Raw genomic sequence first — 13,102 nt, forward strand, 5'->3', positions numbered from 1 at the left:
GTCGAGGGTCGCCGCGGACTCGTAGAACGAATCCGTCGTCCGGTTGACCACGGCCATGATGACCGGGGCACCGGGTCGGGCGTCGTCGAGGACGCTGCGGGCACGGACCGGACGGGCGGAACCGCTCGGTCGGGCCTGCGCGCGGTCTCTCACTGTTCGGGGCCTGCGCCGCCCACGGGGGCATCGGGGAGGGAGCCGCCGGGGCCGATGTGTGTCACGACCTCGTCGATGTCGTCGGTGAGGATGAAGAGGTCGAGGTCGGTGTCCGAGATCGTGCCCGAGGCCAGCAGCGTGCTCCTGATCCACTCGACGAGACCCGACCAGTACGCGGTGCCGAAGAGGACGACGGGGAACGAGGTGACCTTGCCGGTCTGGACGAGGGTGAAGGCCTCGAAGAGCTCGTCGAGGGTGCCGAAGCCGCCTGGCATGACGACGAAGCCGCGCGAGTACTTGAGGAACATCGTCTTGCGGACGAAGAAGTACCGGAAGTTCACGCCGAGTTCGACGTAGTCGTTGAGGCCGGACTCGAAGGGCAGTTCGATGCCGAGGCCGATCGAGACTCCCCCGGCCTCCATCGCACCGAGGTTGCCGGCCTCCATGATGCCCGGTCCCCCGCCGGTGATGATCGCATTGCCGTTCTCCGCGAGTCGGCGCGCGATCTCACGGGCGTCGTTGTAGGCCTGCGTCTGCGGGCCGAGGCGCGCGGAGCCGAAGATCGACACGGCGGGGCCGACCTCGGCCAGCGAGCCGAAGCCCTCGACGAACTCGGCCTGGATGCGCATGACCCGCCACGGATCCTCATGGACCCAGTTCGAGGGGCCGCGTGATTCGAGGAGACGCTGATCGGTCGTCGTCGTCGGCACCTGGGATCCGCGCAGGCGCAGCGGTCCCTTGCTGTAGAACTGTGCGTCCTCGCCCGGCTCGGGCTGGGGCGGAGCGTCAGTCTGCGGTGTGGCCGTGGCGGCCTGCGGTGCGGCGTCCTGCGCCGGTGCGCTCTCGTGCGCCGGTGCGCTCTCCTGCGGTCCGGCCGCAGATCCCGCCTGTGCCGGTGTGCCTGAGTGTGTCGACATCGTTCTCAGCCCTCCTCGAGGTAGCTCACGAGCGCCCGGGTCGCGTCCTCCACTTCCCGGACCCTGACATGTTCGTCTGACTTGTGAGCATACAGAGGGTTGCCCGGGCCGAAATTCACCGCCGGCACCCCGAGCGCGCTGAAGCGCGAGACATCGGTCCATCCGAGCTTCGCCGCCGGTTCGGCGCCGAGGGCGGAGAGGAAGTCCTGTGCGATCGGCCGGTCGAGTCCCGGCCGGGCGCCTTCCGCGGCATCGGTGACGACGACGTCGAAGCCGGTGAAGAGCTCACGGAGGAAGCCCTCGGCCTCAGCCGCCGACTTCGACGGCGCGAAGCGGTAGTTGACGGAGATCCGGGCCTCGTCGGGGACGACGTTGCCGGCGACTCCCCCGCTGATCGCGACGGCCGAGAGGGATTCGCGATAGTCGAGTCCGTCGACGGTGACCGTCTCGGAGACGTGGTCGGCGAGGCGGGTGAGCACCTCGGCGGCGGCATGGATGGCATTGACGCCCATGAAGGCCCGTGCCGAATGCGCCCGCACCCCGTGGGTCGTGACGTCGACGCGGATCGTGCCGTTGCAGCCGCCTTCGACGCTCGCGTTCGAGGGTTCGCCGAGGATCGCGAAGTCCCCGTCCAACCAGTCCGGATGGTTCCGGGCGACCCGACCGAGGCCGTTGAGTGCGGCGTCGACCTCCTCATGGTCGTAGAAGACCCAGCTGACGTCGCGCGTCGGATTGCGCAGGGCTGCCGCGGTGACGAGCTGCATCGCCACGCCCGCCTTCATATCGCACGCCCCACGGCCCCAGACGATGTCCTCGTCCGGGACGGCCGCCTCGGCGGCAGACGCCCCCGGCACACCCTGGCCGGGGTGCGGCTCGGCACCGGTCCCCGCGGGGCCGGCGGCGGTGCCGACGAAGCGCAGGGGCGGGAGGTTGCCCTCGACGGGGACGGTGTCAAGGTGACCGGCGACGACGATGCGCTCACTGCGCCCGAGCCGGGTGCGAGCGACGATCGTGTCGCCGTCGCGGAGGATCTCGAGATCGGGGCCGTCCCCGGCGCTGATCGCCTGCAGCACGGCCTCGACAGCATCGGTGATCGCCGCCTCGTTGCCGGAGACGGATTCGATCGCGCACAGCCGGCCCGTGAGCTCACCCGGATCGTCGATGGCGGCGAGCAGATACTCGCCGAGGTCGCCGTCGGGAACGAAAGCGGATGTGGTCTCAGCAGGTGGATGAGCGGTCATACGGCTTAGCCTAGTACCGCGGTCACCGACTAGGCTTGCGGTCATGACACAACGCATCGTTTCCGCGCGTGGACTCGCCACGCAGCATGAGAACACCGTCCTCTCCGTCTGGTACCCGACCCTGAGCGTCGCCGACGATTTCACCGACGCCGAGGCGGCCGCCACCGCCCTCGCGTCCGAGGACGGACTCGACGCGATGACCGGTGAGGATCCGGCCCGGGGAACGACGACGACCGTGGTGACGACGACGATCGACCTCGACGAAGCACCCGCCTCGGCGGCCGACGTCTACCTCCGCCTCCACGCGCTCTCCCACCGCATCGTCGTGCCCAACGACGTCAACCTCGACGGCATCTTCGGTCACATCGCCAACGTCGTGTGGACCTCGGCGGGCGCCTGCTCGCCCGAGGGCTTCGAGGCCACCCGCGCGAAGCTGCTCGCCAGCGGCCCCGTCGCGGTCTTCGGCCTCGACAAGTTCCCGCGGATGACGGACTTCGTCATCCCCTCCGGTGTCCGCATCGGAGACGCCGACCGGGTGCGTCTCGGCGCGCATCTGGCCCCGGGCACGACGGTCATGCACGAGGGCTTCGTCAACTTCAACGCGGGCACCCTGGGTTCGGCGATGGTCGAGGGACGCATCTCGCAGGGCGTCGTCGTCGGTGACGGTTCGGACGTCGGCGGCGGTGCCTCGATCATGGGCACGCTCTCCGGGGGCGGCACGCACCGCATCTCGATCGGCACGGGCAGCCTGCTCGGCGCGAACTCCGGTGTCGGCATCTCGATCGGCGACGACTGCATCGTCGAGGCCGGCCTCTACCTCACCGCCGGCACGCGCGTGAGCGTGCTCGGCGACGACGAGCGGGTCGTCAAGGCCTCGGAGCTCAGCGGAGCGAACAACATCCTCTTCCGCCGCAACTCCGTCACCGGTGCCGTCGAGGCGATCGCGCGCTCGGCCAAGGGCATCGAGCTCAACCCCGACCTCCACTGAGATCCAGGGCCGTCACTGAGGGACGGCACTGCGATTCACACCTGCCCCGTTCGGATCAGCCAACAGCCCTCCGGGAACCGAGGAACCGCCTCGGCGCCGGAGGGCTGTTTCGCTGCACTGCCGGGACGGGCAGGCGGAAGGTCGAACGACCGCGGATGAGGGCAGCCGCTCCGGCAACCCCCTACCCGGAGGTTCACACACAACCCGTGCGGGCGCAGGGGACGCGACTCCGCGGTGTGCGTGCGAAGCCACGCGGTGTGTGTCGCCCCGCAGGTTGTCGGTGTTCGGCGCCGCGATCACCCCACACGACAGCAGCCCTCCGGGCGCTCAGCCACCGTGCGGTGGAGAAGCGCCCGGAGGGCTGCCGGAGTGGAGAGGTGCTCAGCGCTCGCTGATGTCCTCGTAGTCGCGGGAGACCGCGCCGGTGTAGACCTGACGGGGACGACCGATGCGCGTCTCGGGATCGTTGATCATCTCGCGCCACTGGGCGATCCAGCCCGGGAGGCGACCGACGGAGAAGAGCACCGTGAACATGTTCGTCGGGAAGCCGAGCGCCTTGTAGATCAGGCCGGTGTAGAAGTCGACGTTCGGGTAGAGCTTGCGCTCGACGAAGTAGTCGTCAGCCAGCGCGATCTCCTCGAGCTGCATCGCGAGCTCGAGCAGCGGGTCGCCGCCGTTGCGGGCGAGCACCTCGTCGGCGGTCTTCTTGATGATCTTCGCGCGCGGATCGTAGTTCTTGTACACCCGGTGGCCGAAGCCCATGAGGCGCACGCCCTCTTCCTTGTTCTTCACGCGCTCCATGAACTTCTTCGGGCCGTCATCGGACGCCGCGATCGACTGGAGCATCTCGAGCACCGCCGAGTTCGCGCCGCCGTGCAGGGGTCCGGCCAGGGCGTTGATGCCCGCGGAGATCGACTGGAAGATGTTCGCCTGCGCCGAGCCGACGAGGCGGACCGTCGACGTCGAGCAGTTCTGCTCATGGTCGGCGTGGAGGATGAAGAGCTGATCCATCGCCTTGACCGCGAGCGGGTCCGGCTCGTAGGGCTCGGACGGCACGCCGAAGTTCACCCGCAGGAAGTTCTCCACGAGGCTGAGCGAGTTGTCCGGGTGGATGACGGGCAGGCCCATGTTCTTCCGGTGCGCGAGCGCCGCGATCGTCGGCATCTTCGCGAGCAGGCGGTAGGACGAGGTGTCGACCTGCTCCTCGTCAAAAACATCGAGGTCATCTTGGTAGAAAGTCGACAAAGCCGCGACAGCGGCTGAAACCATGGGCATCGGGTGCGCATCGTAGGGGAACGCACGGAAGAACCGACGCAGATCCTCGTGGACGATGGTGTGCTTGCGCAGACGCGAATCGAACGCATCGTACTGCTCCTGAGTGGGCAGTTCGCCGTGGATGAGGAGGTAGCAGACTTCGACGAAGTTCGACTTCTCCGCCAGCTGCTCGATCGGGTAGCCCCGGTACTGGAGCACGCCGGCGTTGCCGTCGATGTAGGTGATCGCCGAGGAGGTCGATGCCGTGTTGCCGAATCCCGGATCGTAGGTGACGGCGCCGGTCTCCTTGAGCAGAGAGCCGATGCGATATCCGTTGTTGCCCTCAGTGGCCGGCACTTCTGGCAGTGCCAGGTCCGTATCGGCAATCCTGAGATTCGCTTCGGTCGGCATATGTTCTCCTCACCGTCGACCCACCTCAAGAACTTCTTGAGGCGTCTTGCACAGTTCCCTCAAAGACTACCCACTCCCTGAGGATTCGAAAAATCACTGCACCCAGTGCATACTGACCGGTAACACGTCCTACCTGGTCAGACATGCCGCGGCCGGTCCAAATCAGAGCGGCTCCGCGGACCTCATTTCGCAGCGGCGAGAAGGCGCTCGGCAGCCGCGTCGATGCGCTCGTCGGTCGCCGTCAGCGAGACGCGCACGTGCGACGCCGCGGCGTCGCCGTAGAACGCGCCGGGCCCGGCGACGATTCCGAGATCGGCCAATGCACCGATCGACTCCCAGCCGTCGACACCGGCCGTGGCCCACAGATAGAGGCCGGCATCGGAGTCGTCGATGCGGAATCCGAAGGCCTCGAGCGCCGGACGCAGACGATCGCGCCGTGCGCGGTAGCGCTCTCTCTGTTCGACGACATGGTCGACATCGCGCAGTCCGGCGACCATCGCCGCCTGAATCGGCGCGGGCACGATCATGCCCGCATGCTTCCGCGTCTTCGTCAGATCGCCGATGAGCTCGGCGTCCCCGGCCACGAACGCGGCACGGTAGCCTGCGAGGTTCGACTGCTTCGACATCGAGTAGACGCTGAGCACACCGGAGTGGTCGCCCTCGGTGACCGACAGCACGCTCGGGGCCGGCTCGTCGGAGACCCAGTTGAGCAGTCCGTAGCACTCGTCGGAGGCGACGACGACTCCGGCTGCGCGGGCACGGCGGACCACCTCGGCGAGGGTGTCCCGGTCGAGGACAGCACCCGTGGGATTGCCGGGGGTGTTGAGCCAGAGGAGCCCGATGCCCTCGAGCGAGGCCCCGGCGAGGATCTCGGAGGCGTCGAGCCGGACGCAGTCGACGCCGGCGATCGTCGCCCCCATCTCATACGTCGGGTAGGCCGCGTGCGGGCAGGCCACGCTCAGACCCGCCTGCCGCAGGCCGAGCAGAGTCGGCAGCCACGCGACGAACTCCTTCGACCCGATGGTCGGGAGCACCTCGGTGGCGGGGTCGACGGTCACCCCGTGCCACGTGTCGTACCAGTCGGCGATCGCCGACCGCAGCTCATCGGTGCCGGTCGTCGTCGGGTAGCCGTGAGCATCGCCGGCCGCGGCCAGCGCGTCCTCGATGACCTGCGGGGTGGGGTCGACCGGCGTGCCGATCGAGAGATCGCAGACGCCGCCGGGATGCTCGGCAGCGCGGGCACGATAGGCCGCGAGCTTGTCCCACGGGTAGTCGGGCAGGTCGAGCCCGAGGCGACGCGTCACTCCTCGCCGTTCTGCGGCGGCAGGACGGAGATGATCGGGTGGTCCTTGCCGGTGTTGCCGAGCTTGGCGGCGCCTCCCGGTGAGCCGATGTCATCGAAGAATTCGACATTGGCCTTGTAGTACTCCGACCATTCCTCGGGAACGTCGTCCTCGTAGTAGATCGCCTCGACGGGGCAGACGGGCTCACAGGCTCCGCAGTCGACGCACTCGTCGGGGTGGATGTAGAGGGAGCGCTCCCCCTCGTAGATGCAGTCGACCGGGCATTCGTCGATGCAGGCCTTGTCCTTCACGTCGACGCAGGGCTGGGCGATGATGTACGTCACGGATTCGCGCTCCTCGGGAAACTGAAGTCGTTCTCTGCAGTCAACCATACGCCCTGCACACGTGCGCAGTCTCTCCGCGGGACTCGTGATCCTCGTTGCACTTTCCGTGGGCCCGGTCACGCAGGCGCGCGGGCCGGCGCCGTCTGCTCTAGGGTGGACTGAGGACTCAGCGAGCGAGAGAGGGGATTCCGTGGACGATCTGCAGCCCGGGAGGAGAGTCGTGGTGCGTTACTCGCTCGATCCCGGAGACAGTCATGCGACCTCCGATGCGCTCGGCGTCGTCACCGCAGCCGATGAGTCCCGCGTCGAGATCGACACGAAGCGCGGGCCCGTGCGCATCCTCCGCGACCAGATCCTCCTCGTCCACGAGGTGCCTCCCGCTCCCACCCGGTCGGGCCGCACGCATGAGATCGTCTCCGCTGTCGACCTGCGCCGGATCTCGGCGGCGGCCTGGCTGCCCGCCGATGTCTCGTGGCTCAACGCCGAGAACCTCCGCAACGAATCCCGCAGCGACGACGGCGACGACGTCGGCCTCCTGCAGAAGGGCTGGCTGCTGCGCAGCTCGGAGTCGGTGACCCGGCGGGCCAACAGCGCCCTGCCCGTCTCAGAGACGGGACTGAGCTGGGAGGACGGCCTCGACGCCGTCGAAGCGTGGTATGCCGCCAGGAACCGACCGCCGGTCGTCCAGATCTACTCCGCCGATGACTCCGCCGGCCTCGACCCCGTGTGCGCGGGCCTCGGCCCGCTGCTCTCGGACCGCGGGTACACCGCCTCGGAGACCGTGTATCTGCTCACCGGGTCCACCGCCGAGGCGGCCGGTGGTGCCGCCGGACCCGCCGAGGCGGCCGCTCCCGGCCTCGTCATCGACGTCACGGAGACCCCGAGTCCCCTGCACTACGCGGCGTGGACGAGTGAGCGCGACCCCGGCTCCGCCGAGGCCCTCCGGGCTCTCATCGAGGCCGACGATCCGTGCCAGTTCGTCACCGCCTGGGCGCAGCATCCTGACGGCTCGCAGACGATGGTCGCCACCTGCCGGGTCGTCGAGCGCAGCAAGTGGGGTGTCATCACCAACCTCGTCACGCGCCCCGACCTGCGTCGTCGCGGCGCCGGGCGCGCGGTCGTCCGGGCGGCCGCCGCGCTGCTCTCCCAGCGCGGGGTCCGCTCCTACCTCGTCGATGTCGAAGCGGGCAATACGGCTTCGCTCGAGCTCTTCGGCTCCCTCGGGGCGAGCGTGCGCCACCGGTACTGGTTCGCCGGCCGCGGCTGAGCCCGGACCGAAGCAGCTGAGCCCGGTCGAGCCGGCCTCGGGGTCACCCGCCTACTTGCACTCGACCTTGTTGACCGGGCGGTAGGTCGTGACGAAGGAGTCCTTCGTCGTCTTGCCCGTGGCGATCTCCTTCATCGTGCGGGTGATCTTGATCGACCAGCCCTCGCGCGGAGACTGCGGCTTGCACGAGGCTCCCGACTCCGTCTTCGTCGCCGGAGAGGTGAAGGCGTAGCGGCCGGAGGACTCGGAGGACACGTCGAGGGTCTTGACGCCGAAGACCTTCGCGTTCACCTTCCCGTCAGCCAGGTACATGTTGAGAACGACGGGCGTCTTCGACGTGTTCGTGAACTTGAGGTCGATCGACGAGAAGTCGAGCGTCGTCTCCCGGCCCTCGGGGTAGCGCGAGATGTAGCGCGAATGCGCCTGGTGCTCGTCGAGGGAGAAGCCGGCAAAGAACGCGGCGTTGAACAGCGTCGTCGACACCTGTGAGACTCCCCCGCCGAAGTCCTCCTTCATCTGCCCTTCCGAGATCACCCCGGCGGGCTTGTAGCCGTTGGCCGCGGTCCGCTGACCGAGGGTGTCGTTGAGGGAGAACTGCTCACCGGGCTGGAGCACGGTGCCCGAGACCTCCTTCGAGGCCACGCGGAGGTTGTTGTCGCGGTTCGGGTCGGAGTCGTAGGGAGTGCTGAACTCGGAGACGACCTGGGAGACGTCGGCCTTCTCCGCGTCCTCGGTCGTGAACTCGGGGTCGACGGAGGCCAGGGTCACCTCGGCGGCCGCGCTGTCTCCGTTGATGGCATCGGTGACGGCCTTCGAGAGGTCGTCGGCCTTGATGCCGATGCCGGTCTCCGATGCGACGACCTTCGGCTTGCCGTCGACGATCTCGTACGTCGCGTCCTTCGCGGGGCGGCCGATCTCCGTGTTCTCATCGAGCGTCTGCTTCTGCAGCTTCTTCGCGTCGAACTCAGGCACGAGGGCGGAGTCCTTCGGAACGAAGCTCAGGGTGTCCGCGATCGTCTCGGGTGCGATCGTCAGGTCTCCGCCCTTGACGTCGGAGTCGGCGTCCTTGCCGGGCACAGCCTTGACCGTGACGTCTCCGGCGACGGCGTCGGTCGCGAATCCCTTGGCGACCTCGTCGGCCTCCGCTGTCGTGATGTCGGGGTCCTCGTTCGTCGCCTCGACCGCCAGCGGCCCGTCCTTCTGCAGCCATTCCGAGGTGATCGCCGTGCGGATCGCCTCGGGTTCGACGGTCTGTCCGACGACACCGTCCTTGACCGTCGGGGTCGTCTTGTCATAGGTGAGCTCAGCATTGGCCGGGTCGACCTTGAGTGCCTGGGCGGCATCCTTGCCGGCCGGGTCGAAGGCCGCGTCGTCGACGGCGATGACCGGTGCCACGGTGTTGTCCCCGAAGAGCCGGTCCCAGAGGATCGTGGGATCGAGCGTGAACCCGGTGACCCTGGCGACCGTGGCGTCGACATCGACGCTCAGCCCCGCGTCCGCAGGGTTGAGCGTCGCCGTCGACTCGCCCGCGGTGAGCTCGATGTCCTGCTTGACCGGGTCGGCGAGGGCGTCCTCGAGGGCAGCGCTCGCATCACTCGCGCTCTTGCCGCCGATGTCGACCCCGGCCACGGTGGTGCCGGGAGCGACGATGCGGCCGCTGAAGAGCCCGAGGAGGAGGTAGACCACGGCGAGGCCGAGCACGACGAACAGGGCGATGAGCCAAGGGCGGCGGCTGCGTCGCTTCTGGGTTTCGGCACCGGATTCGGGGGTGCCGCCGGAGAGGGTGGGAGTGGACATCAGTCTTCCAACTTCAGCGTGGGCGTCCCGCGCGGTGCTTCTCCCGCCCCATCACAGGGGTGAAGGCGAAGACCGCGGCGACGATCATGGGGCCAAGCAGCCAGACAACTGACCGCAGGGTGCCCGTGACGATGGTGTCGGCACCCGGCAGCCACTGCGGCTGACCGAGGATATACGAGAGGAGAGCGATGACGATCGCAGCGACGAGCATCGGCCCGGTGCTGCGGTACATCGTCTTGAGGTGCCAGAGTCCGGCGACCGCCATGAGCAGTGCCAGGGCCAGTCCCCAGGGAAGGATGACCGGTTGCTCGCCGAGGCGGACGACCGAGACATTGAGGTGCTGGAGTCCGCCGAGGAAGCCGATGAGCAGCCCGAGCAGCACCGCGTGGATGAACGCGAGGACACCGGGCTTCTTCGGTTCCCGACGGCGCCGGCGACCGGCGAGGGCGTTCTCGTCCTCGATGGCTTCGAGGTCGAGCCCGGCGAGCACGTGCGCAGCGGGTCCCGCCTGCACCGTCTCGGCGGGGATCGGCGTGCCCGCACCGATCGAGTAGTACTCGTGGTCGGCAAGCTTCGTGCCCACGCCGTTGGACAGCGCATAGAAGTCGCCGTCGACGCTGACCTGCGTGCGATGGGCCGACAGCGCCGCCCGCTGCGCCGGCCGAGAGCGTGTGACGTCCTGGGCCACGGCGATCGGCCCGCTCGGAGCCTTCGTCGGAATCGCCTGCGCAGGCGCGAACCCGGACTCGGCGAATCCGGGCTGAGCAGGATCGAAGGACGCGCGAGCCACCTCGGAGGGCACCTCGACGAAGAGGAGGCGACCCGTCGTCCACGTCGCCGCCTCGACGGCGGCCACGGTCGCATCGTGGACGCGGACGTGGTCCGGGTGGCCGTAGCCGCCGTTGGCCGCATACGTGATGACGGCGTGCGGGCGGACCTCGTCGATGACGGCCGCGATGTAGCCGGCGACGTCAGCGACCGGTGCCGCGCAGAGCGCCCCCGCGGGCATCGTCGGGGCGGGAACGGCGTGGCCGTCGCTCCCCCAGGCCATCCCCGAATCCTCGAAGCGGCGCTCGGGCCGGGTCGCCGCACCGCCTCGGCGAGTGCCGAGGAACCGGTGGTCGGTGACGCCGAGCGCGCGCATCGCCGCCGCGATCTCCGTCTCCCGCACCTCGGCGAGGCCGGCCCGATCGCCTTCGAGACTGCGGAGTTCGGGCGGGATGACCTCTCCGCCCTCTCCGCGGGTGGCGGTCAGCACTGTCACCTGGTCGCCCTCGGCGACCAGTTCGGCGATCGTGCCCCCTGTCGCGATCGTCTCATCATCGGGATGAGCGTGCACGAAGAGGATGCGCGGGGTGACACTCATGCGTTCTGGCGGCGCAGCTTCGCGTAGTTCTTCGCGCGTTCCTTCTGGTCGAGTTCGACCTTGCGGATGCGCACGGCGCTCGGGGTGACCTCGACGCATTCGTCCTCGCGGGCGAATTCGAGGCTCTCCTCGAGGGTGAGCTTGCGCGGCGGGACGAGGTTCTCGAAGGAGTCCGCCGAAGCCGAGCGCATGTTCGTCAGCTTCTTCTCCTTCGTGATGTTGACGTCCATGTCGTCGGCGCGCGAGTTCTCGCCGACGATCTGGCCCTCGTAGACCTCGGAGGTCGGCTGGACGAAGAACGAGCCGCGCTCCTGGAGGTTGATCATCGCGTACGGGGTGACGGCCCCGGCACGGTCGGCCACGAGCGAGCCGTTCGTGCGGAACTCGATGTGCCCGGCCCACGGACCGTATCCGGCGGAGATCGAGTTCGCGATGCCGGTGCCGCGGGTCTCGGTGAGGAACCGCGTGCGGAAGCCGATGAGACCGCGCGCGGGGACGGTGAACTCCATGCGCACCCAGCCGGTGCCGTGGTTCGTCATCGTCGACATGACGCCCTTGCGGCTGGCCATGAGCTGGGTGACGGCGCCGAGGTAGTCCTCCGGAACGTCGATCGTGAGGTCCTCGAAGGGTTCGTGGATCTTGCCGTCGACGGTCTTCGTCACGACCTGCGGCTTGCCGACGGTGAGTTCGAAGCCCTCGCGGCGCATCTGCTCGACGAGGATGGCCAGCGCGAGCTCGCCGCGGCCCTGAACCTCCCACGCGTCGGGACGCTCGGTGGGCAGCACCTTGAGGCTGACGTTGCCGACGAGCTCGGCGTCGAGGCGGTCCTTGACCATGCGGGCGGTGACCTTCGTGCCCTTCTCGCGACCGGCCAGCGGCGAGGTGTTGATGCCGATGGTCATCGAGATCGCGGGATCGTCGATGACGATCGCCGGCATCGGCTTCGGGTTGTCGATGTCGGTGAGCGTGTCGCCGATCATGATGTCGGGGATGCCGGCGACGGCAACGATGTCACCGGCGGAGGCCTCGGTGGCGGGCACCCGGTCGAGACCCTGGGTCTCGAGGAGTTCGGTGATCTTCACCGAGCTGATCGCGTCGCCGCGGGCCCAGGCGACCTGCTGGCCCTTCTTCAGCGTGCCGCCGAAGATGCGCAGGAGGGCGAGACGGCCGAGGAACGGCGAGGCGTCGAGGTTCGTCACGTGCGCCTGGAGGATGCCGTCGGCGTTGATCTCCGGGGCCGGGATCGTCTCGATGATCGTCTTGAACAGCGGCTCGAGGTCCGGGTTGTCCGGGGCCTCACCGTCGGCGGGCTGGTCGAGCGAGGCGGCGCCGACCTTCGCGGCGGCGAAGACGACGGGCACGTCGAGGACGGAGTCGACGTCGAGGTCGGGGACCTCGTCGGCGAGGTCGGAGGCGAGTCCGAGGAGAAGATCCTGGGAGTCCTCGACGACGCCGTCGATGCGGGCATCGGCGCGGTCGGTCTTGTTGATGACGAGGATGACCGGCAGCTTCGCGGCCAGTGCCTTGCGGAGGACGAAGCGCGTCTGCGGCAGCGGTCCTTCGGAGGCGTCGACGAGGAGGACGACGCCGTCGACCATCGACAGGCCGCGTTCGACCTCACCGCCGAAGTCGGCGTGGCCCGGGGTGTCGATGACGTTGATGACGATCGGCTCGTCGCCGGCCGAGGGGCCGTTGTAGAGCACCGAGGTGTTCTTCGCGAGGATCGTGATCCCCTTCTCCCGCTCGAGGTCGCCGGAGTCCATCACGCGTTCGGCGAAGTCACCGTGCTCGTTGAACACACCGGTCTGCCGGAGCATGGCGTCGACCAGAGTGGTCTTGCCGTGGTCGACGTGGGCAACGATTGCCACGTTGCGGCGGTTTTCCCGGCGCATGGGAGCTTCAGTCATCAATAGCCTTTTGACGGTAGGGAGAACGGTCCGGTACGGACCCGACACTCAATTATACGCACCACCGCCCTTCCCCATTCACAGGTCGGTGACAGCAGCGGGCAAGGCGGGTGCCGGCACCTGCCGACATCGCCGCAGACGACAGCGAGGCGGATCCTCAGCGACATCGAAGTT

Annotated in this window: 10 protein-coding genes; 2 read left to right on the forward strand and 8 right to left on the reverse strand. The window is 68.4% G+C overall.

Annotation, left to right across the window (positions count from 1 at the left end; all coding sequences use genetic code 11):
• Positions 1-149 precede the first annotated feature (149 nt).
• Positions 150-1,070, reverse strand: a complete 921-nt coding sequence (locus FFS20_RS09345) for a TIGR00730 family Rossman fold protein (protein ID WP_137825576.1) — start codon at positions 1,068-1,070, stop codon at positions 150-152.
• Positions 1,071-1,075: 5 nt separating this feature from the next.
• Entirely contained in the window at positions 1,076-2,311 is a 1,236-nt protein-coding gene (gene dapE / locus FFS20_RS09350; protein WP_137825577.1) for a succinyl-diaminopimelate desuccinylase, read from the reverse strand.
• A gap of 43 nt (positions 2,312-2,354) precedes the next feature.
• On the opposite strand from dapE, the gene dapD reads away from it, so the two are divergent.
• Positions 2,355-3,299, forward strand: a complete 945-nt coding sequence (gene dapD / locus FFS20_RS09355) for a 2,3,4,5-tetrahydropyridine-2,6-dicarboxylate N-succinyltransferase (RefSeq protein WP_137825578.1) — start codon at positions 2,355-2,357, stop codon at positions 3,297-3,299.
• Positions 3,300-3,680: 381 nt separating this feature from the next.
• On the opposite strand, the gene FFS20_RS09360 is transcribed toward dapD, so the two are convergent.
• The 3 genes from FFS20_RS09360 to fdxA form a co-directional block, all read right to left on the reverse strand.
• A complete protein-coding gene (locus FFS20_RS09360; protein WP_137825579.1) occupies positions 3,681-4,964 on the reverse strand; it encodes a citrate synthase in 1,284 nt (427 codons plus the stop codon).
• A gap of 182 nt (positions 4,965-5,146) precedes the next feature.
• Positions 5,147-6,268 (reverse strand): succinyldiaminopimelate transaminase, encoded by a 1,122-nt coding sequence (gene dapC, locus FFS20_RS09365; protein WP_137825580.1) that lies wholly within the window; start codon positions 6,266-6,268, stop codon positions 5,147-5,149.
• The gene (gene fdxA, locus FFS20_RS09370) at positions 6,265-6,591 is read right to left on the reverse strand and encodes a ferredoxin (RefSeq protein ID WP_137825581.1); all 327 of its coding nucleotides are present in this window, start codon (positions 6,589-6,591) and stop codon (positions 6,265-6,267) included. Before fdxA ends, dapC begins: the two co-directional genes overlap by 4 nt.
• A gap of 223 nt (positions 6,592-6,814) precedes the next feature.
• On the opposite strand from fdxA, the gene FFS20_RS09375 reads away from it, so the two are divergent.
• A complete protein-coding gene (locus tag FFS20_RS09375) occupies positions 6,815-7,858 on the forward strand; it encodes a GNAT family N-acetyltransferase (RefSeq protein ID WP_249356764.1) in 1,044 nt (347 codons plus the stop codon).
• A 51-nt stretch (positions 7,859-7,909) separates the two neighbouring features.
• On the opposite strand, the gene FFS20_RS09380 is transcribed toward FFS20_RS09375, so the two are convergent.
• From FFS20_RS09380 to typA, 3 genes are read right to left on the reverse strand one after another with little or no spacing between them, the layout of a single operon-like run.
• Entirely contained in the window at positions 7,910-9,655 is a 1,746-nt protein-coding gene (locus tag FFS20_RS09380; protein ID WP_137825583.1) for a VanW family protein, read from the reverse strand.
• A gap of 13 nt (positions 9,656-9,668) precedes the next feature.
• Entirely contained in the window at positions 9,669-11,021 is a 1,353-nt protein-coding gene (locus tag FFS20_RS09385; RefSeq protein ID WP_137825584.1) for a PIG-L family deacetylase, read from the reverse strand.
• On the reverse strand, positions 11,018-12,928 hold the full coding sequence (typA, locus tag FFS20_RS09390) for a translational GTPase TypA (protein WP_137825585.1): 1,911 nt from the start codon (positions 12,926-12,928) through the stop codon (positions 11,018-11,020). The genes FFS20_RS09385 and typA overlap by 4 nt, the downstream gene beginning before the upstream one ends.
• Positions 12,929-13,102: the final 174 nt, after the last annotated feature.

It is taken from the genome of Brevibacterium sp. 2SA (assembly GCF_005502845.1).
Taxonomy (GTDB): Bacteria; Actinomycetota; Actinomycetes; order Actinomycetales; family Brevibacteriaceae; genus Brevibacterium.